Origin of the sequence: Sinorhizobium sp. 7-81 (assembly GCF_030124405.1) — a bacterium.
Lineage (GTDB): Bacteria > Pseudomonadota > Alphaproteobacteria > Rhizobiales > Rhizobiaceae > Sinorhizobium > Sinorhizobium psoraleae.
On the sequence record NZ_JASKLT010000001.1, the window covers coordinates 1,166,347 to 1,190,346 of the forward strand.

Below are 24,000 nucleotides of genomic sequence, written 5' to 3' on the forward strand. Positions count from 1 at the left end.
GAACCAAGCCCATGACTGCCGCGCTACGCCCGGAACTGCCCGCCCTCATGGTCGAAGAACAGGTGAGGGCCGCTCTCCTGGAGGACCTCGGCCGAGCCGGCGATATCACGACGCTCTCGACCATAGGCCCGGACATGGCGGCGGTGGCGGAAATGCGCGTCCGTGATGCGGGCGTCATCGCCGGGCTGGATTTGGCACGGACGGCATTTCGGCTGATCGACCCGTCAATCCGCTTCGACGCGCTGGCTGCAGACGGCGATCGTGTGGCGCCTGGTATCACCATTGCCCGGATATCGGGTCGCGCAAGGGGGCTGCTATCTGCCGAACGTGTCGCCCTCAATTTCCTCATGCATCTCTCCGGGATCGCCACCTACACGGCGAAATTCGCCGATGAGATCGCGGATACGGCCGCCAAGGTTTGCTGCACCCGCAAGACCATTCCTGGCCTGCGTGCCCTGGAGAAATACGCCGTCCGTCTCGGCGGAGGTTCCAACCATCGCTACGGCCTCGACGATGCCGTGCTGATCAAGGACAACCATATTGCCGTTTCCGGCGGTGTTGCCGATGCCGTTCGCGCTGCGCGCGCCTATTGCGGCCATCTCGTCAAGGTGGAGGTGGAAGTCGACGGGCTTGCGCAGATGCGCGAGGCGCTGACCGCTGCTCCGGACGTGATCCTGCTCGACAATATGGGACCGGAGTTGCTGCGCGAGGCCGTCGCGGTCAATGCCGGACATTGGCGGCTGAACCCGGCCGACTATGCCGCCGACCCGCGCCGCACGCGGCTCGAGGCGTCCGGAAACGTGAAGATCGACACGATCCGGGCAATCGCCGAGAGCGGCGTCGATTACATCTCCACTTCGAAGATCACCATGGCGGCGCCGACGCTCGACATCGGGCTCGACGTGACGATCTAGGCGCGGAATCACAGACCACAACTCTTCCGCGCTCCTATGGAACGACATCACCACCCGCGCGTTGCTCTTTCTATCCCGCGAGCGAGGAAGGATTTGGTGATGATCAGAATCTTAGCTGTAGTTGCGCTGGCAATCGGCGCGGCAGCCACTGCATCTGCGCAAGAGTCATCGCAGACTGCCGCCGCTAATTTCATCGGCAAGGATGGCAAGGAGACGGGCCGCGCGATGTTGACGGCGGCCGGGAAAGGCGTGCTGATCGAGATGGAGGTCACCGGCCTGCCAAAGGGCACTTGGGTTGCCTTCCATGTTCACGAAGTCGGGAGCTGCGACGCTGCAGGCGGTTACGAGTCTGCCGGCAAGCATTTTGCCGGAGAGGACGAGAGCGCCGAACATGGGTTCCTGGCGGCGAAAGGTCCGCACGCCGGCGACATGCCGAACCAATATGTCGGCGCCGACGGGACGCTGCACGCCCAGGTGTTCAACAGCTTTATCTCTCTCGATGACAAGGGCACCGCCGTTCGCGGACGGGCCTTAGTGATCCATGCAGGCTCCGATGACAACCGCAGCCAACCGGCGGGCGACGCGGGTGGCCGTCTCGCCTGTGCCGTCATCGAATAGTCTAACGCCCGCCGACCTTCAGCCCCGGAGCCGGCCGCTCGTCGAGTATCTGGCGGCGGAAGCGAAAAAGCGCGGCCGGGCGACCGCCGGTGGAAGCAAGCGTGCCGCCGGTCGGCTCGACGAGCTCGGCCCCCTCGACCAGACGTCGAAAATTCTGCTTGTGCAGATGGCGGCCGGAGATCGCCTCCACGGTCGCCTGCAAATCGGTAAGCGTGAATTCCGGCGGCATCAGTTCGAAGACCACCGGCCGGTATTTGATCTTTCCCCGCAATCTGGCGACAGCCGTCGCGACGATGCGGCGGTGGTCGTGTCGCATCGTCAGGCCGACGGTGGGATTGCCGAGGTTGCGGCAATGCCCGTCGATCACGGCCTCGCGCACAAGACCGGCCTCGTAAAGCAGTTCGTAGCGGTCCAGCACGCGCTCTTCGTCCCAGGGGAAATCGTCAAGACCGAAGGCTAGGCGAACACGGGAGCGGCGCTGAAAGGCGGAAGCTGATCGTTCATCTTCCGGCGGGCTGCTTTCCCAGCGAGCGAGCGCCGGCAGGATTACCTGGTCCAGCAGGGCGGGGCGTCCGCGCCGCCAATCCTCCCACGGCAGATAGCCATACCAGTCCCGCCAGTGAGCGCCGGCCTCTGCCAATCGCTCATTGTTCTCGGCGTCGGTGCGGGTCAGCGCCAGGTAGCCGACGGAGACCATGTGCTTGCCTTCCTCGCCGGGCAGCCGCTGCCGGCCACGGTCGCCGAAGGTGTAGAGCTGTTCGATATATCCAAGCTTGAGAGCGATGCGTTTTTCGACACGATCGCGCAGGCCCGTCTCGAAGGTGCGGTGACGCGCCGGATCAAAAGGACCGAAGGGCAAGCTGTCACGCATGTCGCCATCGGCCTCGCTGACGGCGAGAATATGCGGGCTGCGGTTGACGACGGCGACGATCGCCGCATTTAGCCCGATCTCGACCGTAATTGCCGGCACGTCAGTCGGCATGCTGTGCGCCTTCGGGTCGGGTGGGGAGCATGAAGGGTGCATTGCCGTCGGCGTCGGCGCCGCGGCCGATGGATCGCACGGCGGCAACGAGCCTTCCCCGTCGCGACAGCGCCTCGTCGCCGATCTCGACGAGCCGCAGGTTCGGTGTCGCAAAAGGCGATACCCGCCGCAGCCGCGCCGCCAGGGCATCATCGTCCTGGTCCGGCTCGACCGCAAGGGTTGCGATCAGCGCGGCTGCCGGCGAGCGGGAGACGCCCATCCAGCAATGGATGAGGAGTGGGCGGGTACGGTCCCAGTCGCGGGCAAAATCGATGATCCGCCGGACGTGTTCCTCCTGCGGAGCAATGAGGTCGCCCGTTCCGACGAAGCTGATGTCGTTGACGCCGATCGTCAGGTGTTTCGCCCGGTCGATCACGGCAGGGCGGTGAAAATCCTGCCCCTTGGCAAGCAGGCTCAGCATTTCGCGGCAACCGTGGCGAACGGCCATTTCCGCGATGCGCGCGAGCGGCGAAACGACAATGCCGGTCATTTCAGGCTTCCGCCTTTGCCATGGTCCGCTCCCCTTCGAGCGTGTTGAACCGTTCGGCGAAGCGTCGTTGTGCCTCGACGGCCGGCAGCGGATCGATCAGCAGGGTTTCCCGCGTAATGCCGCGCGGTTGACCGAAGAACCTCCGGGCCTCCTCTGCCGAAAAACCGGCAAGCTCGGTCGCTTCGAAATAGGCTGCGACACGATCGGCCTTCTTGATCCGCTCCTTGAGTTCCTTGGGCGTATGAGGCGGCAGGCCGAAGCGCAGGTGCACGGCGCTTTCGAGCCGCTTTTCCACGGTCTTGTACCCACCGCCGACGACAGCCTTGAACGGCGAAATCATGTCGCCGATGACGTATTCGGGGGCGTCGTGCAGCAGCGCCATCAGGCATTCGTCCGCGTTGCAACGGTTGGTCCTGCGAAAGATGTCCTCGACGATAAGGCTGTGCTGGGCGACGGAAAAAGCGTGATCCCCCGAGGTCTGGCCGTTCCAGCGTGCCACGCGGGCGAGCCCATGGGCGATATCGGAAAGCTCGACGTCGAGCGGCGAGGGGTCGAGCAGGTCGAGCCGCCGGCCGGAAAGCATACGCTGCCAGGCACGCGCATTCGTCATGCGCTTGCCTCATCGGCCTCGGTCGGGAATGAGAGGCCGGTCCAGCCGGGCAGGGTCAATGTCACCGGCACGTCGCCTGCGAGAATGGTATCCCCCTTGGTGATCGCTTCACCGGCCTTGTCGATGCGAACGATGGCAAGGCCAGCTTTGTGCCTCACAGTGCCGAGGGAGCCGATCGATCGGCCATTGACGGTAATGCTTGCGCCGGTCGGAGGCAGCGGCGCTTCGCTGGCAACAATGACGACGCGGCGTCGTGCCGTGGCGCGGTGCTGCATGCGTGAAACGACCTCCTGACCGACATAGCAGCCCTTGCGGAACGAAAGCCCGCCATTGAGATCCAGCAGCACATCGTGCGGAAAGACATCCTGCAAGGCAAAGTCCGGCCCGGAAACGGCAACGCCGCTCGCGATCCTGAGCCGCTCGAGTTCGCTGACGTCTGCCTCCGGGTTCCCCATGTCCTGATAGAGACGGAAAACCGGTTTCCCGGCCTTCTCGAATCGATGATCGCGAAAGCTCGCGGCGGGCTGCTCTTCCTCGAACACGACCGTGACAGGCGCCGGCGACTGGAGCGAGAGTTCGACCGCGGAGCGCAATTTATACATGGTCAGCCGCTTCAGGAGCGGTTCGGCCTGATCGCTCGTCGTCTCCAGCCTGAGTGCTTCGCCATCGCGGGAGATCAGAAAGTCGAACAGAATCTTGCCCTGTGGCGTCAGCAAGGCGCCCGGGCGCGCTTCGTCGGAACCAAGCGCACCGATATCGGTGGTGATCAGGCTTTGCAGAAGATCTTCAGCATCCTTACCGGAAACGCTGATGATCGCGCGGTCATTGAGGCAAACCTTCGGCATCATTCGAATCCTGTTCTCTTTGTCGAAGAGGTAGGATGTTCGCCGGTCATCGGCAAGCATGCCGCCGGAGCGGGAAGAGGAAAAGTGCCAGGCTGCTTTCCGTTCACGTCCGCTCTACGGCGTCGTGCGTCTTTCCAGACGCACAAAAGTCGCTGCCGCGCATCCCTCTCAGTCGCCAGCGACGAAAAATTTCCAACGACCGTCGGGCGTGATGCCGACGCGGTAGAAGTTATAGCTGCCGAATTCTTCCATTTCGGCGAAGTCGCCGGCGGTGACGAGGCGGAACAGATCCACCTTTTCCGGCGCTGTGAGCGAAGACAACGGCTTTTCGGCAAAGTAGGGCCAGACATAGGCTTCTTCCGGCGTGCCCTTGTCGGCGAGAACAAAGCCGGTCGACAGAACGTCGAGAAGGATGGCCAGGATTTCGACGCCGTCCTGATCGCCGGAAAGGCTCTTGAGTGTTGTGACCGGGTCCTCGTCGCTGTTGACGCCCGTCACTTGGGTTTGGGTTGGTCCCTTGCCGAGCAGCGGCCGCAGTCTTTCGATGTCGCCGGAGGCAGCGGCTTCGACGATCAGTTCACGCATGCGTGCAACGGGTGCTGGAATCGTGGAAACATCCGTCAGCACCTCGACAGGCTCAACGACTTGCGGCGCCTCGATTTCATCGTCTTTGCTTACGGCCTTGTCGACGAGCGGATCGGGCATTGGAATTTCGAGAGGGGCTCTCTCCTCCTGCTCGATCTCTTCGGGCTGACCGGCGGGCGCCGTGTTCTGGTCGCTGGCGATAGGGCCAGGAACCCTCTGAAACTCGCTGAGGGCAAGCGCGGGGGATGCGATGATCGGTGTGTACGCGGTTACGCCGGCCAGCAGCAGCGTAGCGAGGCGAACCGGGGAAACCCGGTTTGCAAGGTTCCGTCTCATTGAGGCAGTCCCGATATTACTGGATTGTTCGCTGTGGCGAGAATTCTCCGGCCAGCATCCGCTCGCGAAGCGAATTCAACATCGCTTCGGCGCCTTCTTCGCCATGGAGCCGGATGGTTTCCCGCATGGCCAGCGCGATCGCCGCATCGGCGATGATCTCCGGCTCGATGCCGTCCGCCATGCCGTCCGCCCAGGCTTCGTTCTGATGTTCGAGGGCCGCCTGCATTTTCTCGTGGACGATCATGTCGTCGATGTCGGTCAGGCTTGGTTCCATCATTCGTTCCATGCGACTTCCAATACGTGCACTTGGCTCAATCTAACGCTGCTCCGCTGAACCGCAACTGAACGGGGCGGATACGCCGGTCACTTCTTACCACTCTCTTAACAAACTTAGCAGCCTTTTCCCGAAACGACACGGGGTCCCGGGAAAAGAGGTTAATTTATTGCTAATTTCCAAAGCGGGCGACGATTTCTGACGCAAGTGTTGCACCTTCGGCACGGTATCGCTGCTCGGCGAGAGTGGCCGGCTCCGTGCAGGTCGTGTAGACCGACGCGAAGGTTCGATATCCACGGTTGAACGCAGCCGTCAGACGCTCGCGCCGTTTCGGTTCGTCGCCCGTCTCCTTGTCGAGCAATTCCTGCGTCGAGCGTCGCCAGGTGTCTTCTTCCGCTTTGAGGCAGAGATTGCGCAGATAATGGACCGATCCGAGAATTTCGGCGAGGCGAATCAGCCGCTGATCGTAGGGCGTCGACTTTTCCTCCGTCGCCGCTTCCGGCGCCTTGTCCTGTTGCGACTGTGCCTCTTCTTGGGCGGCGGCGCCCGCGGCGAAGACGAGAACGGCTCCAATCAGGGCAAGTCGAAGAGGGGGCAGGGCGCTGGTCATGGTCCCATCAAATCCGAATCAACGTCGGTTTTGTGGCAGGGATCAGCCACGCTGTGTCTTGGCGAGAGGCCAGACAGTTTTTCGACGCATTGGCGAACGCTCTCCGGAATCGGCAGTTCGAAGATTTCCTGCGGCGTGAACCAGCCGACGCCTGCGGCATCGTCGCTGGCGATCGCGACAGAATTGGTATCCGCATCGACCGTGAAAACTGAGAGCAGGAAATGCCGCCCTTCCGATTCCTTTCCCGGCAGATCGTAGGTTTCGAAGAGCACCGGGTCGCGGCCACTGATGCCGGTCTCCTCGGCAAGCTCGCGCAGCGCCGTCTCTGCCGACGTCTCGCCCGGCTCTGCCCGCCCGCCGGGAAAGGCATACATGTCGGCCGACGGCGGATTGGCGCGTCGGACGAGGAGATAGCGCCCATCCCGTTCGAGGATGGCGGAGGAGGCAAGTTCGGGCCGCTTTTGCATCGCAGAATCAAAATGGCGTTGGATCGTTGACCCATCCTACGTGAAGTGCCACATCCATGTCATGTGCGGACGTTTTGCGCTCACGGCGACGCCGGAAGAATTGTTGGAACTGTTTGGGCTGCTGGAGGCGGAAGACTTTCCGGCGCGCTACAACATCGCGCCGACGCAGCCGATCATCGTGGTCGTTGCCTCGGATCGGGCGAGACCCGGGAGCAACCTGCCGGAGCGCAAGGCCCTGCTTGTCCGCTGGGGCTTCACGCCCGGCTGGGTGAAGGATCCACGCAAGTTCCCGTTGCTCATCAACGCCCGTTCGGAATCGGCGGTCGGAAGGGCTGCTTTCCGCGCAGCGATGCGGCATCGCCGCATTCTGGTGCCGGCCTCGGGCTTCTACGAGTGGCACCGCCCGGCAAAGGGCAGCGGCGAAGCTTCGCAGGCCTACTGGGTCCGTCCGAAGCGGGGCGGGATCGTCGCCTTTGCCGGCCTCATGGAGACCTGGTCTTCGGCCGACGGCTCGGAGGTCGACACGGCAGCGATCCTCACCACCGGCGCAAACACGGTGATCCGGCATATCCATGATCGCATGCCGGTCGTAATCCAGCCGGAAGACTTTGCCCGCTGGCTGGACTGCAGAACCCAGGAGCCGCGCGAAATCGCCGATCTCATGACGCCGGTCCCGGACGACTATTTCGAGGCGATCCCCGTGTCCGACAAGGTCAACAAGGTCACCAATACCGGACCCGAGCTTCAGGATGAGGTCGTTCCTGCAATGTCGCCGGAAACGGCGCGCCGAAAACGCGTTGACGACCGTAACGACGGCAGCGGGCAGATGTCCTTGTTTTAGCGGGGTGCCCCTTGGTGGAGTCTGCTGCATGGCCCCCTAGATCGTAGCCGATTGGAGGGCAAAAGATGCAGCAATCCAAAGCGCTGCAGCGTCTTTTGCGCGTCTGACAGGACGCGCGGCGCTGTAGATCAAGCCGGGCGCTTGACGAGTTTGCCTGACGGCTTGACCTTGATCTGCAGTGCGGCGGCGAGCACGGCCCTGAGGCCCAGCGGCCGGTAAAGCGCTACCAGATCGGCGGCGGGTGCTTTGGTGTCGGTGGTCTTGGCGGCCTTCACTTCTATTCTCTCCATGGTGCTTTCCCTGACCGGAAACACTTTGTTTTCCCGTTATGCGCGAAAACAAAGCTCCTCCTTGTTCCTCCGGAAACAGGAATCGGAATGCAGGGCCAATCTGCAATCGCGAATCTCCTTCCCGTTGTGGCGATCCAGATAAGCTAATGATGACAAAACCATGGCCGCCATCATTCTATGATGCCGGTCGTTGCTTGCCCGTGGTTGACCTCTTGACCGGCGTGATGTGAAGCGCGATAAGTGTCGCCATGAAAACGGTTATCTGCATTATTTGCCGGAAGATTATTCGCTAGCGATCCGCTGGCCTGGCCGTTTTCGTCTCCTAAAATCCAAGATGACAAACGTGCGGGCCGCCCGGACGCTGTATATTCCGACGGTTGCACGCAGGCTTGGAGATTTGGGATGGGCGCTATGCCGACTTTGAAGCTGTACAACACACTGACGCGGGACAAGGCCGATTTCCGGCCCATCGACCCGGCGAACGTCCGTATGTATGTCTGCGGCCCCACGGTCTACGACTATGCCCATATCGGCAACGCGCGTCCGAACATCGTCTTCGACGTTCTTTTTCGGTTGCTGCGCCATGTCTACGGCGCGAACCATGTCACCTATGCTCGCAACATCACCGACGTGGACGACAAGATCAACGCGCGGGCGCTGCGCGACTATCCGGGGCTGCCGCTGAACGAGGCGATCCGGCGCGTGACCGAGAAAACCGAGACACAGTTTCTCGAAGATGCGAAGGCGCTCGGTTGCCTAGATCCGGACGTGCAGCCGCGCGCCACCGAAAATATCGCCCAGATGGTCGAGATCATAGAGACGCTGATCGCCAAGGGGCATGCCTACCAGGCCGCCGGCGAAGTCCTGTTCGATACGAAGTCGATGACCGATTATGGCCAGCTCTCGAAACGCAACCTCGACGAACAGCAGGCCGGCGCCCGTGTCGCCGTCGATGCCCACAAGAAAAATCCCGGCGATTTCGTGCTCTGGAAGCTTTCCGAGGACGACGAGCCCGGTTGGGAGAGCCCCTGGGGACGTGGTCGCCCCGGCTGGCACATCGAATGCTCGGCGATGAGCAGGCGCTATCTCGGCGAAGTGTTCGACATTCACGGCGGCGGACTGGATCTGATCTTCCCGCATCATGAAAACGAGATCGCCCAATCGCGCTGCGCCCACGGGACCGACGTGATGGCGAACGTGTGGATGCACAACGGTTTCCTGCAGGTCGAAGGCCGCAAGATGTCGAAATCCGAAGGCAATTTCGTCACCATCTACGAACTCCTCCACACCGAGAAGTTCGGCGGCCGCAAGTGGCCGGGCGAGGTGTTGCGGCTTGCCATGCTGATGACGCACTATCGCGAGCCGATCGACTTCTCCATCAAGCGGCTGGAGGAGGCCGAGCACCTGCTGTCCAAATGGCCTGTACCCGGGGAGACAGCCGACGAGCCGGATCCCGCGATCGTTGCGGCACTGGCGGATGACCTCAACACCGTCGCGGCCATTCAGGCGTTGCATGCACTTGCCCAGAAGGCATCCGTCGATTCGCGTCAGGCAGGCGTTTTCGCCGCAAGTGCAGCTTTGCTTGGCGTCGCGCCGAAGGAAATCGAACTCGACGAGGCAGTCGTACACGAGATCGACGCACGGGTGCGTGCCCGTCTCGAACTCATCAAGGAGAAGAACTTTGCCGAAGCGGACAGCATTCGCAACGATCTCCAGGCCCTAGGCATCCAGCTCAAGGACGCCAAGGACCCGGAAACCGGGGAACGGGTGACGACCTGGGAGGTCAAGCGGTCGCAGGCGTGACCGTTACAGGCGACAATCGCCGCAGAAAGAAGAGGAGCGTGACATGACGGACGAGATCCATACTGGCGGGTGCCAATGTGGCGCGATCCGCTTTCGCGTCGAGGGAAAGCTCGGCGACGCCTCCGTTTGCCATTGCCGCATGTGCCAGAAGGCGAGCGGGAACTTCTATTTGCCGCTCGTCTCCGTGCGCGGCGCAACGGTCACCTGGACGCGCGGCGAGCGCCGGCGCTTTCAGTCGTCGAACGCCGTCTGGCGCGGTTTCTGCGGTGATTGCGGCACACCGCTGACCTACGAGGCGCCGGATGGCATGGCGCTGGCAATTGCAGCCTTCGACAAGCCCCAGGGTATCGTGCCGACGGTCCAGTGGGGTATCGAGGCGAAGCTGCCCTATGTCGACCATGTGCCCGACCTTCCGGGCGAAGAGACGATGGCGGATGTGGCGGCGGGCTCGTTTCTCACCGATCTCGTTTCCTATCAGCACCCCGATCACGATACCGAAACCTGGCCACCGGAGGCAAAGCGATGACCGATGCTGTACGAACAGGAGGATGCCAGTGCGGAGCCGTGCGCTTCCGCATCCATGGAAAGCTCGGACGCCCGTCCATATGCCATTGCCGCATGTGTCAGAAGCAGTTCGGATCGTTCTTTTCGGCGCTCGTCACGGCTCCGAAGGATGGGGTCGAATGGACGCGCGACGAGCCGAGCTACTTTCAGTCTTCGGTCAATATCGACCGGGGCTTCTGCCCGAAATGCGGAACGCCGCTGACTTACCGGCATCCGGGCGGGCTCGAAATCGCGATCGGCGCCTTTGATGACCGCTCCGACCTTGCGCCGCAAATCCAGGTCAATTACGCCGCGCGGTTGCCGTGGGTCGAAACGATCTTCGAGCAGCCGGTGCACGACGATCCGGACTATTATGCCCGGCAGGAACAGATCATCTCCTTCCAGCATCCCGATCACGAGACGGACCAGTGGCCGGCGGCAGGGGCCTGGTAGTGATGATCAGACGAATTTTTACGGGTGGCTGCCAATGCGGCGCGGTGCGCTACCGCGCCGAGGGCACGCTCGACGATCCGCATCTTTGCCATTGCCGCATGTGTCAGAAGGCGGCAGGCAACTATTTCCTGCCGCTCGCCAATATCAAGCGGGAAGATTTTCTCATCACCCGCGGGGAGCCATCCTGGTTCCAATCGTCGGATGTCGTCACACGCGGCTTCTGCCGCGACTGCGGTACGCCGCTCTTCTACGACATGCCCGGCGAGGATTTCCTGAACATCGCTCTTGGCTCGCTGGACGATCCGGACGACGTACAGCCCGTCTATCAGTCCGGAATCGAGTCACGCGTGTTGTGGTTTTCTCATCTGCCGCGCCTTCCTGAAAAGGAGACTGATGACGGCAGCGAAGAATCTGCTGCGCGTCATTTGCGCGTGCTGGAATCCAACCGCCAGCATCCCGACTACGACACCGTTCATTGGCCACCCAAGGAAGACCTGTTGTGAGCGTCACATTGCGTACCCTTTATCCCGAAATCGAACCCTATGCCTCCGGCCATCTCGACGTGGGCGAAGGCCACGTGATTTATTGGGAACGCGTGGGTACGCCCGGCGCAAAGCCGGCGGTTTTCCTGCACGGCGGACCGGGCGGCACGATCTCGCCGAACCACCGCCGCCTCTTCGATCCAGCACTTTACGATGCGACGCTGTTCGATCAGCGCGGCTGCGGCAAGTCCACGCCGCATGCGGAGATCGAGGCGAATACGACATGGCATCTCGTCGCCGACATCGAACGCTTGCGTGAATTGGCGGGCGTCGACAAATGGCTGGTTTTTGGCGGCTCCTGGGGCTCGACGCTGGCGCTTGCCTATGCCGAAACCCACGCCGACCGTGTTTCCGAACTCGTCGTCAGGGGCATCTATACGCTAACCAGGGCCGAACTCGACTGGTACTATCAATTCGGCGTCTCGGAAATGTTTCCCGATAAGTGGGAACGCTTCGTTGCTCCGATCCCGCAGGAAGAGCGCCACGAGATGATGTTGGCCTATCATCGGCGGCTCACAAGCGAGGACCGCGCGACGCGGCTAGCCGCCGCAAAGGCCTGGAGCATCTGGGAAGGTGAGACGATTACCCTGCTCCCGGAACCGGCAACGAGCGAGCGCTTCGAGGAGGAGGAGTATGCTGACGCCTTTGCCCGGATCGAGAACCATTTCTTCGTCAATGCTGGCTGGCTGGAGGAGGGACAATTGCTGCGTGACGCGCATAAGCTCCACGGCATTCCGGGCGTGATCGTGCACGGCCGCTACGACATGCCGTGCCCGGCCAAATATGCCTGGCAGTTGCACAAGGCCTGGCCGCAGGCGGAGTTCCACCTGATAGAAGGAGCGGGGCACGCCTATTCGGAACCGGGCATTCTCGACCGCCTGATCCGGGCAACGGACAAGTTTGCAGGCAAGGCCGAATAGAGCGGCAGGTGTCTGCGGTTTTTCGCCGGCATCCCGCGCTGACTTATTAGCATCGCACGTTGGAACTGAGCCATGACCAGAGAACGCATCTATCTCTTCGACACCACGCTTCGGGACGGGCAGCAGACGCCCGGCATCGACTTTTCCGTCGAGGACAAGATTGCGATTGCGACCATGCTCGATGATTTCGGCATGGACTATGTCGAAGGCGGCTATCCGGGTGCCAACCCGACGGACACCGAGTTCTTCAAGCAGACGCGCACACAGAAGGCTTCCTTCGTAGCGTTCGGCATGACCAAGCGCGCCGGCGTCTCCGCCTCCAACGATCCGGGCCTGCGCGCATTGCTCGACGCCAGGAGCGATGCGATCTGTCTCGTTGCCAAGAGCTGGGACTATCATGTCGAGGTGGCACTCGGCTGTTCGAATGAGGAGAACCTCGACAACATCCGCGCGTCGGTCGAGGCCGTTGTCGCCTCCGGTCGCGAGGCCATGGTCGATTGCGAGCATTTCTTCGACGGCTACAAGGCAAACCCGGCCTATGCGCTCGCCTGTGCCAGGACGGCGCTTGAGGCGGGAGCACGCTGGGTCGTACTGTGCGACACCAACGGCGGCACGCAACCGCCGGAGGTGCGCGAAATCGTTGCCGCCGTGATCGCCGGAGGCGTGCCCGGCGCCAATCTTGGCATTCACGCCCACAATGACACCGGCCAGGCCGTGGCGAATTCGCTTGCCGCCGTCGAGGCCGGCGTCCGCCAGATCCAGGGAACGCTGAACGGCATCGGCGAACGCTGCGGCAATGCCAATCTGGTGACGCTGATCGCGACCCTGGCGCTGAAGGAAACCTATTCCAGCCGTTTCGAGACCGGAGCGGATTCCGAGAAACTGCAGGAACTGACGACGCTCGCCCATGCGTTCGACGAGCTTCTGAACCGCTCGCCGGATCCGCAGGCTCCCTATGTTGGCGCGTCGGCCTTTGCAACGAAGGCCGGGATCCACGCGTCGGCGCTGTTGAAGGACCCGAGAACCTACGAGCATGTCGCGCCCGAAAGCGTCGGCAATCTGCGCAGGGTCATGGTCTCGGACCAGGGCGGCAAGGCCAATTTCATCAATGCGCTCAAGCGGCGCGGCATCAGCGTCGCCAAGGACGACCCGAGGCTCGACAAGTTGATCGCCATCGTCAAGGAGCGCGAAGCCACGGGCTACGCTTACGAGGGTGCGGACGCGAGTTTTGCCCTGCTCGCGAGCCGAACGCTTGGGACCGTCCCCGATTTCTTCCACGTCGAGAGCTTCCGCGTGATGGTCGAGCGGCGTTTCGATGCGAACGGCAACTTGAAGACGGTCTCGGAGGCCGTGGTGAAGGTCGTGGTCGACGGGGAAGTCATGATGTCCGTTGCCGAAGGCCATGGCCCGGTCAACGCGCTCGACCTTGCCTTGCGCAAGGACCTCGGCAAATACCAGTCGGAAATCGTCGATCTTGAGCTTGCAGACTACAAGGTGCGTATCCTCAATGGCGGTACCGAGGCGATCACGCGCGTGCTGATCGAATCGACTGATCGCACTGGCGCGCGCTGGTGGACGGTTGGTGTTTCCAACAACATCATCGATGCGTCGTTCCAGGCTCTCATGGACAGTATCGTTTACAAGCTCCTCAAGAACCGCGATCAGATCGGATTGATCGCGGCCGAATGACGTCGGGGGTGCGCTTTGGTTCGCCGTTCGATCAGAGAGTTTCACTCTTCGTTCACGGAAATGAATTGGTGCATTACCGCGCGTTGGAGTAGGACGCCTCGAATGAGGAGGCATTGGTCCATTGACCAGGCCATCGATAAGGACCAGACCGCCAGTTCCGCTGTGTCCGAGATGTCAGGAACGAAACCATGGCCGAGCCCAACGCGAAGATGCCCTCTGAAAACACCGATTCCGCCAAGGGTTTCGCCTTCGCGCTTTCCGCCTATCTGCTCTGGGGTTTCCTGCCGTTCTTCATGAAGGCCGTAGCACACATCCCCGCGGCGGAAGTCGTCGCCCACCGCATCGTCTGGTCCGTGCCGCTCGCGGGTCTCGTGCTGTTGTGGCTCGGTCGCACGCACGAGGTGAAGGCGGCGCTCAGGTCCCCGAGCATGCTGAGAATGGCGGCAGTGACCGCTGTGCTCGTCACGATCAACTGGGGCATCTATGTCTGGGCGATCGGTGCCGGCCGCGCCATCGAAACGGCGCTCGGCTATTATATCAATCCGCTATTTTCGATCTTTCTCGGAGCCGTTCTGCTCAAGGAAAGGCCGAACACGGCGCAGATGGTAGCGATCGCGCTCGCCGCTATCGCCGTCGCTGTGCTCGCGTTCGATGCCGGCGGCCTGCCATGGGTCTCGATCGGGCTTTGCATCTCCTGGGGCTTCTACGCCTTTTTTCGCAAGACGCTGCCGATCGGGCCGAACCAGGGCTTCTTCCTCGAGGTGCTGCTGCTCAGCATTCCGTCGATCGGCTACATCATCTGGCTTGAAGCCACCGGCCAGGGTCACTTCGGTGATACCGGTGTGGCCGACGTCCTATGGCTGCTCTCCTGCGGCATAGTCACCGCCGTGCCGCTGATGATCTATGCCAACGGCGCGAAGCTGTTGCGGCTCTCGACCATCGGCATCATGCAGTACATCGCTCCGACGATGATCTTCGTGATTGCGGTTTTCGTCTTTCACGAACCCTTCGGGACGGCGAAACTCATTGCCTTTGCATTGATTTGGGCCGCACTTATCGTCTACTCGGGCGCGATGCTCGTCGAAAGCAGGGCTCGCCGCGCCGCGCCGCCCGCTCCGGCTGAGTAGATTTATCACGGCGCGTCTCTTCAGACGTGCGAGCCACGCAGGCGCTGTTTAATTGTTTGAAATTACGCGATTCCCGGAATTTCCCTAAAGCCTGGAAATAATATCTGCCTCGCCTTCGCGCCCCTTGGCGCCGGCTGACGCGAGAATCGCCGGGACGATATCTTCGGCCCTGTCGATCACCAGCGGCTGGACGAGGTGGGCCGTGTGGACGAAGCCCTGATCGCGCATATGCTGGAACAGTTCCAGCATCGGGTTCCAGAAGCCGTTGATGTTACCGAAGACCATCGGTTTCCTGTGGCGACCGAGCTGCGCCCAGGTCATGATCTCGACGATTTCCTCAAGCGTGCCGATACCGCCAGGAAGCGCGACGAACGCGTCGGCACGCTCGAACATCTTGTGCTTGCGCTCATGCATGTCGGCAGTGACAACAAGCTCGTTGAGCTGCCCCAGTGAATGGCGCGTCGCTTCCTTGTCCATGAGGAATTCCGGAATGATGCCCGTGACCTCGCCGCCGGCGGAAAGCACACCGCTTGCCACCGCACCCATGATGCCGCGCGTACCGCCACCATAGACGAGGCGCAGACCATGATCGGCGATCGACTTTCCAAGTGCGCGACCGGCCTGCATATGGGCTGCATCTCGTCCAGGCTGAGAACCGCAATAGACGCAGATCGATCGAATCGGGGCAATTTGCTTGGTCATGGAGCCAAAAGACATTGCAGCGCAGCATCGGTCAAGAAAAATGAGGGAAAAAGCTGCGGCAATGAGCCCCGCATAAGACGCGGGAGCTTGTATGAAACTATAGGAAACGTTAGCAATTTCAGCAATACGTTGAAGAATTCGGACGTGCAGGCCGTTGTTGCGCTATAATGGCGAAAAAGGCCCGCGCCGCAGGGCGATAAAAACGGGCATGCGCGGGGCGTTGTATTGCTCCGCTCCGTGTGGAGAGTAGCATGATGAAGAACAAAGCCGGCTGGGTGGCGCTGAGTGTTTTGGCGGCCGCGACCGCATTGATGGTTTTCGTGGTCCAGCCAAATCTGCGTGACGACGGCAAGGAACAGACAGCACAGCCAACCGCCAGTGGTGGCCAACCGGCCGAGACCAAGCCAGCGGCCAAGGTCGAAACCACCCCGGCCGCACCGGAAGGACAGGCGGCGACGAATGTCACCGGCAACAAGGCTGCCGATGCGTCCGACCCAGCGAACTGGACTGTTCCGGGCTTCGACATTCTTCGCGTCGAACCCGATGGGTCGACCGTCGTTGCGGGACGTGCCCAGCCCGGGACCAAACTCGAAATTCTCAACGGCAACACGATTATCGGCACGGCCGACGTCGGGGCCGCCGGGGACTTCGCTGCCGTCTTCGACAAACCGCTTGGTGCCGGCGACCACCAACTGACCCTGCGCAGCGTCGGTGCGGGCGGCGCGACCAAGACGTCCGAGGAAGTGGCGACAGTGTCCGTGCCGAAGGACGCCAGCGGCCAGTTGCTGGCGATGGTATCCAAACCTGGTGAAGCGAGCCGCCTGATCACGACGCCGAAGATCGATGAAAAGCCGGCGATGGCCGCAGTTCAGCCGAATGCGGAACAAGCGGACAAGCCTGCAGGCACGCTCGGGACGCCGGCCAAACCCGCTGGCGTTGCGGGTCTTCAGGTCACCGCTGTCGAGATTGAGGGCGGAACGATGTTCGTTGCGGGCAACGCAAAGCCCGGCGCGTTGGTGCGCATTTATGCCGACGACAAGTTCGTCGGCGAGATGAAGGCCGACGAGAAGGGTAAATTCGTCGTTGATGGCTCGATCGACCTGGCGGTCGGCAGCCACATCATCCGGGCCGACATGCTGAACGAGGACGGCGTTAAGGTTGCGATGCGCGCTTCCGTGCCCTTCGACAGGCCGGCGGGCACGCAGGTTTCTGCCGTCGCTGGCCCGCAGGCTGCGGTCGCGAGCGACGGGCTCGACCGCTTGAAGGCTGAGGCGGGCAAGGCGCTTGCCCTGCTGAGGGGACTTTTCGCCGATGGCAAACGGCCCACTGCCGAGCAGCTTGCGGCGGCCCGCTCGGCGACGGAATTCGCCCTCCAGTCGCTCGCGGACTTCAAGCCGGCGGACAATGAGAACCGGGCGCTGGCGACAGCCGCCGCAGAGGCTTCCAAGGCGGCCGCAGATGCACTGACGGTACTCAAGTCTTCCCAGCGGGACCCGGCCAGCGTCGCTGCAGCCTTGACAAAGGTCGAGGGCACGGTCGGCCCCGCGCTGACGCGGCAGAGTGCTGTTGCCGAGGCAGTTGTCAGGCCTGACGCCGAGACGGCTACGGACGCCGCCAAGCCGTCGGAGCCGTCGATGGCCGAAGGTGCCGGCAGCGCTGCGGCAGCGCCCGCGACCGATGAGGCTACGGCTGCAGCATCCGTCGAGGCGCCTGGACAACCCACGACGATCGAGCAGGCTCCGCTCAAGGAGAGCAAGACTTCGGTCATCATCCGCCGCGGCGACACGCTCTGGCAGATTTCGCGCCGGGTCTATGGGGCAGGGGTTCGCTACACGACGATCTATCTTGCCAATCGGGAGCAGATCGAAAATCCCGACCTGATCCGTCCCGGCCAGGTTTTCGGTGTTCCCGACGAGGCGATGTCCGAGGACGAATCGCGGGAAATGCACCGCAAGCATGTGAAGCACGAATAATAGCCCGCCTTTTTGGCCGCAATTCCATTGCGGCGAGGAGCATGCGAGCCTATCTGATTTGTCAGCAAACGCGGCGTCTCCAAAAAGGCGCCGCTTTTCATTGACGATCTGCAGCGCCGTGCGTCGTTTCAGACGCACAAAGGACGCTGCAGCACTTTGAATTGCTGCATGTTTTATCCTTAAATCGGTTCCGATTTAAGGAAACATGCAGCAGAACTGGAAACGGAACGAGACGTGGCATCCCAAAACCAGAAAAAGACGGTTTCTGCCAGCACGAGCAATCCGTTAGAGACCATTGTGAACCTCTGGCCCTACATGTGGCCGGCAGATCGCGCGGATCTGAAGTTGCGGGTCGTCTGGGCGACGGTGATCCTCGTGATCGCGAAGGTCGTCCTTATTCTCGTTCCTTACTTCTTCAAGTGGGCAACCGATGCCCTCAACAGCAGGCCGGACGCGCTGGCCTCCCTGCCGCAATTTTTGACCGGCGCGGTCATGCTGGTGCTCGCCTATAATCTTGCGCGTCTGCTGCAGGCAGGCCTGAACCAGTTGCGTGATGCATTGTTTGCGAGCGTGGGTCAGCATGCCGTGCGGCAACTCGCCTACAGAACCTTCGTCCACATGCATCAGCTTTCGCTCCGCTTTCATCTCGAGCGGCGCACGGGCGGGCTTTCGCGTATCATCGAGCGCGGAACCAAGGGCATCGAAACGATCGTCCGTTTTACGATCCTGAACAGCGTGCCGACGCTCATCGAATTCCTGCTGACGGCGGTGATCTTCTGGTGGGGCTACGGCTTCAGCTATCTCTTGGTGACGGCCGTGACGGTCTGGCTCTACATCTGGTTCACGGTGCGCGCCAGTGACTGGCGCATTGCCATCCGCCGTTCGATGAACGACAGCGACACCGACGCGAACACCAAGGCGATCGACTCGCTTCTCAACTTCGAAACCGTCAAGTATTTCGGCAACGAAGAGATGGAGGCAAAGCGGTTCGACAGGTCAATGGAACGCTACGAACGCGCTGCGACCCAGGTCTGGACGTCGCTCGGCTGGCTGAACTTCGGCCAGGCGCTGATCTTCGGCGCGGGCACCGCGGTCATGATGACGATATCGGCGCTCGCCGTACAGCGCGGCGACCAGACGATCGGTGATTTCGTCTTCGTCAACGCGATGCTGATCCAGCTTGCCATTCCGCTGAACTTCATCGGTTTCGTTTATCGCGAAATCCGGCAAGGCCTGACCGACATCGAGCACATGTTCGATCTGCTCGATGTTCAGGCGGAGGTCGTCGATCACCCGAATGCGAAGGAACTCAAGATCGACCGTGGCGCCATTGCCTTCAGGAACGTGCGTTTCGCCTACGATCCCGCCCGTCCGATCCTCAAAGGGATCTCGTTTGACGTTCCCGCCGGCAAGACGGTTGCGGTCGTTGGGCCATCGGGAGCGGGCAAATCGACATTGTCGCGGCTGCTCTACCGCTTCTACGACGTCCAGGAGGGATCGATTACCATCGACGGGCAGGACGTTCGTGATGTGACGCAGAAAAGCCTGCGCGCAGTGATCGGCATGGTGCCGCAGGATACCGTGCTCTTCAATGATACGATCGCCTACAATATTCGCTACGGTCGCGTCGAGGCGTCCGACTCCGAGGTCGAGGCGGCCGCCGAAGCGGCGCAGATCGCCGATTTCATTCGTGGCCTGCCGGAGGGGTTCCGCGCCATGGTCGGTGAACGCGGGCTGAAACTTTCAGGTGGCGAGAAACAGCGCGTGGCGATCGCGCGCACGATCCTGAAGGCACCGCCGATTCTGATCCTCGATGAGGCGACATCCGCGCTCGATACCAAGACGGAGCAGGAAATTCAGGCGGCATTGGATGTCGTGTCCCGCAACCGCACGACGCTCGTCATCGCCCACCGTCTATCGACGGTCATCCACGCGGATGAGATCATCGTCGTCAAGGACGGCGTCATCGCGGAGCGCGGCACGCACGGGGAACTGATCGACCGCGATGGCCTTTACGCTTCCATGTGGAGCCGCCAGCGCGAGGCAACACAGGCGGAAGAGCAGTTGAAGCGGGTGCGCGAGAGCGACGACCTCGGTATCGTCGACCGAGGTCAGCCGGCTGCTTGACCATAACAGGTGAGTGCGCGGCGCCATTTGTTTTGCGGCTTCCACGTTGCCGGACTCCTGGATTCGCGCTACTGCATGTTTCCCTAAAATCGGGGCCGATTTTGAGGATAAAAACATGCAGCAATTCAAAGTGCTACAGCGACCTTTGTGTGTCTGAAAAGACGCACGCGCTGTAGGTCACCTTCCACGTCAAATCTGGAGTAGAGTTCATGAGCTTGGTCAACACGGTGCGTAACACGCTCGTTCCGGTGCACAAGGAAGGTTATCGCTTCATCGCGATTTTCTTCGTTGTGTCGCTGGTGCTTGGCTTGCTGTGGGAGCCGCTGATGTGGATCGGCTTCCTGTTGACCGCCTGGTGCGCCTATTTCTTCCGCGATCCCGAACGCATGACACCGATCGACGACGATCTCGTCATCAGCCCGGCTGACGGTCGCGTCTCCTCGATTGCAGTGGTTACCCCGCCGGATGAACTAGGCCTGGGATCGACGCCCATGCTGCGCATCTCGGTGTTCATGAACGTCTTTAATTGCCATGTGAACCGCGCTCCTATGAGTGGAACCGTGCGCCGCGTCGCCTATCGGGCCGGCAGGTTCGTAAATGCCGAGCTCGACAAGGCCAGCCACGAGAACGAACGCAATGGCCTCGTCATCGAGACGGCGCACGGCGAAATCGGTGTAGTCCAGATTGCCGGGCTGGTGGCGCGGCGCATTCTCTGCTGGACGGCGGAAAACGCGCCGCTTGAAGCGGGCGAGCGCTTCGGTCTCATCCGGTTCGGCTCTCGCCTCGACGTATTTCTGCCGGAAGGGGCCGAGCCGCGCGTCAGCCTCGGCCAGACCGCAGTCGCCGGCGAAACGGTGCTTGCTGAATTCGGCTCCGCGAAGGGGCCGGTCATCAGCCGCCGGGCATAAGGAGCGATCATGGAAGAGCCTCAGCAGGAAAAGCCGACAGAAGCAATGCAACCGGCCGCGGAGGGTGAGGGATCGAACGACAAGGCGCGCGGGCCGCGTCTGCGCGAAATTCCGCTGCGCCTGATGATCCCCAACATGATCACTGTGCTGGCGATCTGCGCCGGCCTTTCCGGCATCCGGCTTGCCTTCGAGAACCGCGTCGAGCTTGCCGTCGCCATGGTGCTGTTCGCTGCATTCCTCGACGGTATCGACGGACGGGTCGCCCGCCTGCTCAAGGCGACATCGAGCTTCGGCGGCCAGATGGATTCGCTTGCGGACATCATCAATTTCGGCGTCGCTCCGGCACTGGTTCTTTATGTTTTCGTGCTTGACCAGGCGCGGTCGATCGGCTGGATCGCCGCCTTGATCTACGCCATCGCCACTGGGTTGCGACTGGCGCGCTTCAACGTCATGGCCGAGCGCCAGGTCAAGGCATCCTGGCAGTCTGAATATTTCGTCGGCGTTCCGGCGCCGGCGGGGGCCATGTTGGTGCTGTTGCCGGTCTATCTCGGTCTGCTCGGCCTTGCGCCGGAGCGGCTGTTCGCGCTCATCGCGGCCGCCTATACGGTGCTCATCGCCTTCCTTCTGGTCAGCCGTCTGCCGGTCTGGTCCGGCAAGTCGGAGAACAGCCGTCTGCGCCGCGATCTCGTCCTGCCGGCCATTCTCGTTGTCGTCTTCTACGTCGCGACGCTGATGACCTATACCTGGGAAACGATGGTAGTGACGGCGCTCGCCTATCTGATCAGCCTGCCCTTCGGCGCCCGATCCTGGCAGCGCAAATATGGCGACTGGCCGGCCCATCCGGCGCAGGGAGGCGATGGACTGCCCGGCGACAACGATTAGGCACAAGCCTCCCCATGAACGAAGAAAGCCACCGCGGATCACCGTGGTGACTTAATTTTTGGCTTCGATTGCCAGAGCGTTTCAAAACATTGAAACGCCCCTGTAACACAAGGATTCCCGATTATTCGGGCATCCGATAGTCGACGATGTTGTTTTCGCGGACGACGAAAAGTTTGCCGGTTTCGGTCTGGTCAGGTCCGAGAAGCGGCATCAGTGCGGCCGCAACTTCGGATGGATGTGGCAGGGTTGCCGGATCTTCGCCGGGCATCGCCTGCGCCCGCATTGCGGTGCGCGTCGCTCCGGGATCGACGCTGAGAATGCGAAGCGGCAGTCGCTGTGTTTCGTGCGCCCAGGTGCGTGCCAGTGCCTCCACGGCCGCCTTGGACGCAGAGTAGGGCCCCCAGAAGGGCCTGCACTTGTGCGCAGCGCCGGAGGAGAGGATGAGCGCGCGGCCCGCATCGGACTTGACGAGCAACGGCTCGACCGACCGGATCAGCCGCCATGTCGCGGTGACGTTGATCGTCATCACCTTTTCAAACACCTTGGCCTCGACATGACCGATCGGCGAAATCGTGCCGAGCACACCGGCATTGGCAACGAGGATATCGAGTTTGCCCCAACGCTCGTGGATCGCGCCTCCAAGCTTGTCGATCGCTGCCATATCCGCGAGGTCGAAGGGGACGAGCGTCGCCGACCCGCCAATCGCCTTGATGGCATCGTCCAGTTCTTCGAGACCGCCGACCGTGCGTGCGCAGGCGATGACGTGCGCGCCAGCCTTGGCAAGTTCGAGGGCAGTGAAATAGCCGATACCGCGCGATGCACCGGTAATCAGGGCGACCCGGTCTTTCAGATTGGGCGTCATTTTGTTGTCTTTATCCGTTGCTGGCGAGAACCGAGAGTTTGCGGACGTTGCTTGCGCCTTCCTGGTCGAGCAAGCGGGTCGGGTAGTCACCGGTGAAGTAATGATCGGTGAATTGCGGTGCCTTGGGATCGCGCGCAACACCGCCCACGGCTTGATAAAGCCCATCGATCGACAGGAATTCAAGCGAGTCGGCGCCGATGAATCGGCACATGGAGGCGAGATCGGCGTGCTGGTTGGCGAGCAACTTGTCGCGGTCCGGCGTATCGATTCCGTAGAAGTCCGGGTGGAAGATCATCGGGCTGGCGACGCGGATATGCACTTCGCGTGCACCGGCTTCGCGGATCATCTGTACGATCTTGACCGACGTCGTACCGCGCACGATGGAATCATCTACGAGCACGACGCGCTTGCCGGCGATCATGGCGCGATTGGCCGAATGCTTCAGCTTGACGCCGAAGGCGCGGATCTGCTGCGTCGGCTCGATGAAGGTTCGCCCGACGTAATGGTTGCGGATGATGCCGTATTCGAAGGGAATGCCACTCTGTTGTGCATAGCCGAGCGCGGCCGGAGTGCCGCCATCGGGCACAGGAACGACCACATCCGCCTCGACGGGAGCTTCCTTGGCGAGATTGACGCCCATGTTCTTGCGCGCCACATAGACGCTGCGACCGCCGACGACCGAATCCGGGCGGGCGAAGTAGACATATTCGAAGAGGCAGAGTTTTTCAGGCTGCGTTGATTCCGGCTTGCGTGCGTCGATCGAGATCGAGCCGTCCGGCTGGATCTCGCAAATGACCACTTCGCCGTTCTCGACATCACGGATGTACTTGGCGCCGATGATGTCGAGCGCGCACGTTTCCGAACAGAAGATCGGCTTGCCGTCGAGTTCGCCCATGACGAGGGGGCGGATACCGATCGGGTCGCGTGCGGCAATCAGCTTGGTGCGCGTCATCGCCAGCATTGAATAGCCGCCTTCCATTTGGCGGATGGCGTCGATGAAGCGATCGGAGGAGGAGGTCTGCTTGGAGCGGGCGATGAGGTGAAGGACGACTTCGGTGTCCGAGGTCGACTGACATATCGCGCCGTCTGCAATCAATTGGCGGCGGAGCGTCAGCCCATTGGTGAAGTTGCCGTTATGGGCGATAGCGATGCCGCCGACTTCAAGCTCGGCAAAGAGCGGCTGGACGTTGCGCAGCGCCACCTCGCCGGTCGTCGAGTAGCGCGTATGCCCGATGGAAATATAGCCTGGCAGCTTGGCCAGCGTTGCGGGGTCCGTATAGTGGTCTCCGACGAGACCCATGCGCTTTTCGGTATAGAACTGCTTGCCGTCGAAGGTGACGATACCGGCCGCTTCCTGGCCGCGATGCTGGAGCGCATGCAAGCCAAGTGCCGTCAGGGTGGCCGCATCCGAATGCCCGAGAATACCGAAGACCCCGCACTCCTCGTGCAGAGTGTCGCCATCGAGTTCGTCGTGGATTTCACTGGATCTGAGATCGGTCATCACAAGTTCGCCTTTGCTCCATGCCGGTGCGCATATCGTGATCAGGCTGCCCGTCTTCAAGCAATCT

The 24,000-nt window shown here is 61.7% G+C and carries 26 protein-coding genes; 14 read left to right on the forward strand and 12 right to left on the reverse strand.

Going from position 1 to position 24,000, the window contains the following annotated elements; translation table 11 throughout:
* Positions 1 to 11 precede the first annotated feature (11 nt).
* On the forward strand, positions 12 to 914 hold the full coding sequence (nadC, locus tag QN224_RS05595; RefSeq protein WP_283975858.1) for a carboxylating nicotinate-nucleotide diphosphorylase: 903 nt from the start codon (positions 12 to 14) through the stop codon (positions 912 to 914).
* A 99-nt stretch (positions 915 to 1,013) separates the two neighbouring features.
* A complete protein-coding gene (locus QN224_RS05600) occupies positions 1,014 to 1,532 on the forward strand; it encodes a superoxide dismutase family protein (RefSeq protein WP_283975859.1) in 519 nt (172 codons plus the stop codon).
* Between the two features lies 1 nt (position 1,533).
* Here the strand turns inward: QN224_RS05600 and QN224_RS05605 are convergent, their stop codons facing one another.
* From QN224_RS05605 to QN224_RS05640, 8 genes are all read right to left on the reverse strand, one after another.
* Complete coding sequence (locus tag QN224_RS05605) at positions 1,534 to 2,514, reverse strand: NAD regulator (protein WP_173510413.1); 981 nt, start codon at positions 2,512 to 2,514, stop codon at positions 1,534 to 1,536.
* A complete protein-coding gene (locus QN224_RS05610; RefSeq protein ID WP_283975860.1) occupies positions 2,504 to 3,043 on the reverse strand; it encodes a tyrosine phosphatase family protein in 540 nt (179 codons plus the stop codon). Before QN224_RS05610 ends, QN224_RS05605 begins: the two co-directional genes overlap by 11 nt.
* A 1-nt stretch (position 3,044) precedes the next feature.
* Positions 3,045 to 3,653 (reverse strand): YfbR-like 5'-deoxynucleotidase, encoded by a 609-nt coding sequence (locus tag QN224_RS05615; RefSeq protein ID WP_173510411.1) that lies wholly within the window; start codon positions 3,651 to 3,653, stop codon positions 3,045 to 3,047.
* The gene (locus QN224_RS05620) at positions 3,650 to 4,498 is read right to left on the reverse strand and encodes a folate-binding protein YgfZ (protein WP_283975861.1); all 849 of its coding nucleotides are present in this window, start codon (positions 4,496 to 4,498) and stop codon (positions 3,650 to 3,652) included. The genes QN224_RS05615 and QN224_RS05620 overlap by 4 nt, the downstream gene beginning before the upstream one ends.
* 168 nt (positions 4,499 to 4,666) lie before the next feature.
* Complete coding sequence (locus QN224_RS05625; protein ID WP_173510409.1) at positions 4,667 to 5,419, reverse strand: hypothetical protein; 753 nt, start codon at positions 5,417 to 5,419, stop codon at positions 4,667 to 4,669.
* A gap of 16 nt (positions 5,420 to 5,435) precedes the next feature.
* Positions 5,436 to 5,705, reverse strand: a complete 270-nt coding sequence (locus QN224_RS05630) for a hypothetical protein (protein ID WP_085939040.1) — start codon at positions 5,703 to 5,705, stop codon at positions 5,436 to 5,438.
* 160 nt (positions 5,706 to 5,865) lie between these two features.
* Complete coding sequence (locus QN224_RS05635; protein WP_283975862.1) at positions 5,866 to 6,303, reverse strand: TIGR02301 family protein; 438 nt, start codon at positions 6,301 to 6,303, stop codon at positions 5,866 to 5,868.
* Positions 6,300 to 6,770, reverse strand: coding sequence for an NUDIX hydrolase (locus tag QN224_RS05640; RefSeq protein WP_283975863.1), 471 nt, complete (start codon positions 6,768 to 6,770; stop codon positions 6,300 to 6,302). Before QN224_RS05640 ends, QN224_RS05635 begins: the two co-directional genes overlap by 4 nt.
* Before the next feature lie 61 nt (positions 6,771 to 6,831).
* On the opposite strand from QN224_RS05640, the gene QN224_RS05645 reads away from it, so the two are divergent.
* Complete coding sequence (locus QN224_RS05645) at positions 6,832 to 7,611, forward strand: SOS response-associated peptidase (RefSeq protein WP_283975864.1); 780 nt, start codon at positions 6,832 to 6,834, stop codon at positions 7,609 to 7,611.
* Positions 7,612 to 7,739: 128 nt separating this feature from the next.
* On the opposite strand, the gene QN224_RS05650 is transcribed toward QN224_RS05645, so the two are convergent.
* Positions 7,740 to 7,901 (reverse strand): hypothetical protein, encoded by a 162-nt coding sequence (locus QN224_RS05650; RefSeq protein ID WP_283976113.1) that lies wholly within the window; start codon positions 7,899 to 7,901, stop codon positions 7,740 to 7,742.
* A 402-nt stretch (positions 7,902 to 8,303) separates the two neighbouring features.
* On the opposite strand from QN224_RS05650, the gene cysS reads away from it, so the two are divergent.
* From cysS to rarD, 7 genes are all read left to right on the forward strand, one after another.
* Positions 8,304 to 9,704 (forward strand): cysteine--tRNA ligase, encoded by a 1,401-nt coding sequence (gene cysS / locus QN224_RS05655; protein WP_283975865.1) that lies wholly within the window; start codon positions 8,304 to 8,306, stop codon positions 9,702 to 9,704.
* A 43-nt stretch (positions 9,705 to 9,747) separates the two neighbouring features.
* Positions 9,748 to 10,230, forward strand: a complete 483-nt coding sequence (locus tag QN224_RS05660; RefSeq protein WP_283975866.1) for a GFA family protein — start codon at positions 9,748 to 9,750, stop codon at positions 10,228 to 10,230.
* Entirely contained in the window at positions 10,227 to 10,700 is a 474-nt protein-coding gene (locus tag QN224_RS05665; RefSeq protein WP_173510403.1) for a GFA family protein, read from the forward strand. Before QN224_RS05660 ends, QN224_RS05665 begins: the two co-directional genes overlap by 4 nt.
* Before the next feature lie 2 nt (positions 10,701 to 10,702).
* Positions 10,703 to 11,203: a GFA family protein gene (locus QN224_RS05670; RefSeq protein ID WP_269276902.1), complete on the forward strand. Its 501-nt coding sequence runs from the start codon at positions 10,703 to 10,705 to the stop codon at positions 11,201 to 11,203.
* Positions 11,200 to 12,162: a prolyl aminopeptidase gene (pip, locus tag QN224_RS05675; RefSeq protein WP_283975867.1), complete on the forward strand. Its 963-nt coding sequence runs from the start codon at positions 11,200 to 11,202 to the stop codon at positions 12,160 to 12,162. The genes QN224_RS05670 and pip overlap by 4 nt, the downstream gene beginning before the upstream one ends.
* A 72-nt stretch (positions 12,163 to 12,234) precedes the next feature.
* Positions 12,235 to 13,851 (forward strand): citramalate synthase, encoded by a 1,617-nt coding sequence (cimA, locus tag QN224_RS05680; RefSeq protein ID WP_283975868.1) that lies wholly within the window; start codon positions 12,235 to 12,237, stop codon positions 13,849 to 13,851.
* A gap of 188 nt (positions 13,852 to 14,039) precedes the next feature.
* Positions 14,040 to 14,978, forward strand: a complete 939-nt coding sequence (gene rarD, locus QN224_RS05685; RefSeq protein ID WP_283975869.1) for an EamA family transporter RarD — start codon at positions 14,040 to 14,042, stop codon at positions 14,976 to 14,978.
* 84 nt (positions 14,979 to 15,062) lie between these two features.
* On the opposite strand, the gene QN224_RS05690 is transcribed toward rarD, so the two are convergent.
* On the reverse strand, positions 15,063 to 15,680 hold the full coding sequence (locus QN224_RS05690; protein ID WP_269276896.1) for a TIGR00730 family Rossman fold protein: 618 nt from the start codon (positions 15,678 to 15,680) through the stop codon (positions 15,063 to 15,065).
* Between the two features lie 251 nt (positions 15,681 to 15,931).
* Here QN224_RS05690 and QN224_RS05695 point away from each other — a divergent pair, with 251 nt between their 5' ends.
* The 4 genes from QN224_RS05695 to pssA all read left to right on the forward strand — a co-directional run bounded on the left by QN224_RS05695 (position 15,932) and on the right by pssA (position 21,570).
* A complete protein-coding gene (locus QN224_RS05695; protein ID WP_283975870.1) occupies positions 15,932 to 17,653 on the forward strand; it encodes a LysM peptidoglycan-binding domain-containing protein in 1,722 nt (573 codons plus the stop codon).
* 234 nt (positions 17,654 to 17,887) lie between these two features.
* Positions 17,888 to 19,780 (forward strand): ABC transporter ATP-binding protein/permease, encoded by a 1,893-nt coding sequence (locus QN224_RS05700; RefSeq protein WP_283975871.1) that lies wholly within the window; start codon positions 17,888 to 17,890, stop codon positions 19,778 to 19,780.
* Positions 19,781 to 19,989: 209 nt separating this feature from the next.
* A complete protein-coding gene (locus tag QN224_RS05705; RefSeq protein WP_283975872.1) occupies positions 19,990 to 20,688 on the forward strand; it encodes a phosphatidylserine decarboxylase in 699 nt (232 codons plus the stop codon).
* Between the two features lie 45 nt (positions 20,689 to 20,733).
* Complete coding sequence (gene pssA, locus QN224_RS05710; RefSeq protein ID WP_269284298.1) at positions 20,734 to 21,570, forward strand: CDP-diacylglycerol--serine O-phosphatidyltransferase; 837 nt, start codon at positions 20,734 to 20,736, stop codon at positions 21,568 to 21,570.
* 121 nt (positions 21,571 to 21,691) lie between these two features.
* Here pssA and QN224_RS05715 read toward each other — a convergent pair whose 3' ends face one another.
* Together QN224_RS05715 and purF are read right to left on the reverse strand one after the other, a co-directional pair.
* A complete protein-coding gene (locus tag QN224_RS05715) occupies positions 21,692 to 22,432 on the reverse strand; it encodes an SDR family NAD(P)-dependent oxidoreductase (protein WP_283975873.1) in 741 nt (246 codons plus the stop codon).
* Positions 22,433 to 22,442: 10 nt separating this feature from the next.
* On the reverse strand, positions 22,443 to 23,933 hold the full coding sequence (gene purF / locus QN224_RS05720) for an amidophosphoribosyltransferase (RefSeq protein ID WP_283975874.1): 1,491 nt from the start codon (positions 23,931 to 23,933) through the stop codon (positions 22,443 to 22,445).
* Between the last annotated feature and the right edge of the window lie 67 nt (positions 23,934 to 24,000).

Coding starts and splice junctions, on each gene's coding strand:
- QN224_RS05635 (WP_283975862.1), bottom strand. CDS start 6,303: ATGACCAGCGCCCTGCCCCCTCTTCGACTTGCCCTGATTGGAGCCGTT.
- cimA (WP_283975868.1), top strand. CDS start 12,235: ATGACCAGAGAACGCATCTATCTCTTCGACACCACGCTTCGGGACGGG.
- QN224_RS05670 (WP_269276902.1), top strand. CDS start 10,703: ATGATCAGACGAATTTTTACGGGTGGCTGCCAATGCGGCGCGGTGCGC.
- cysS (WP_283975865.1), top strand. CDS start 8,304: ATGGGCGCTATGCCGACTTTGAAGCTGTACAACACACTGACGCGGGAC.
- QN224_RS05625 (WP_173510409.1), bottom strand. CDS start 5,419: ATGAGACGGAACCTTGCAAACCGGGTTTCCCCGGTTCGCCTCGCTACG.
- nadC (WP_283975858.1), top strand. CDS start 12: ATGACTGCCGCGCTACGCCCGGAACTGCCCGCCCTCATGGTCGAAGAA.
- pssA (WP_269284298.1), top strand. CDS start 20,734: ATGCAACCGGCCGCGGAGGGTGAGGGATCGAACGACAAGGCGCGCGGG.
- QN224_RS05645 (WP_283975864.1), top strand. CDS start 6,832: ATGTGCGGACGTTTTGCGCTCACGGCGACGCCGGAAGAATTGTTGGAA.
- QN224_RS05620 (WP_283975861.1), bottom strand. CDS start 4,498: ATGCCGAAGGTTTGCCTCAATGACCGCGCGATCATCAGCGTTTCCGGT.
- QN224_RS05665 (WP_173510403.1), top strand. CDS start 10,227: ATGACCGATGCTGTACGAACAGGAGGATGCCAGTGCGGAGCCGTGCGC.
- QN224_RS05705 (WP_283975872.1), top strand. CDS start 19,990: ATGAGCTTGGTCAACACGGTGCGTAACACGCTCGTTCCGGTGCACAAG.
- QN224_RS05605 (WP_173510413.1), bottom strand. CDS start 2,514: ATGCCGACTGACGTGCCGGCAATTACGGTCGAGATCGGGCTAAATGCG.
- QN224_RS05690 (WP_269276896.1), bottom strand. CDS start 15,680: ATGACCAAGCAAATTGCCCCGATTCGATCGATCTGCGTCTATTGCGGT.
- QN224_RS05660 (WP_283975866.1), top strand. CDS start 9,748: ATGACGGACGAGATCCATACTGGCGGGTGCCAATGTGGCGCGATCCGC.
- QN224_RS05715 (WP_283975873.1), bottom strand. CDS start 22,432: ATGACGCCCAATCTGAAAGACCGGGTCGCCCTGATTACCGGTGCATCG.
- QN224_RS05610 (WP_283975860.1), bottom strand. CDS start 3,043: ATGACCGGCATTGTCGTTTCGCCGCTCGCGCGCATCGCGGAAATGGCC.
- QN224_RS05695 (WP_283975870.1), top strand. CDS start 15,932: ATGATGAAGAACAAAGCCGGCTGGGTGGCGCTGAGTGTTTTGGCGGCC.
- QN224_RS05600 (WP_283975859.1), top strand. CDS start 1,014: ATGATCAGAATCTTAGCTGTAGTTGCGCTGGCAATCGGCGCGGCAGCC.
- purF (WP_283975874.1), bottom strand. CDS start 23,933: ATGACCGATCTCAGATCCAGTGAAATCCACGACGAACTCGATGGCGAC.
- QN224_RS05650 (WP_283976113.1), bottom strand. CDS start 7,901: ATGGAGAGAATAGAAGTGAAGGCCGCCAAGACCACCGACACCAAAGCA.
- QN224_RS05640 (WP_283975863.1), bottom strand. CDS start 6,770: ATGCAAAAGCGGCCCGAACTTGCCTCCTCCGCCATCCTCGAACGGGAT.
- rarD (WP_283975869.1), top strand. CDS start 14,040: ATGGCCGAGCCCAACGCGAAGATGCCCTCTGAAAACACCGATTCCGCC.
- QN224_RS05615 (WP_173510411.1), bottom strand. CDS start 3,653: ATGACGAATGCGCGTGCCTGGCAGCGTATGCTTTCCGGCCGGCGGCTC.
- QN224_RS05630 (WP_085939040.1), bottom strand. CDS start 5,705: ATGGAACGAATGATGGAACCAAGCCTGACCGACATCGACGACATGATC.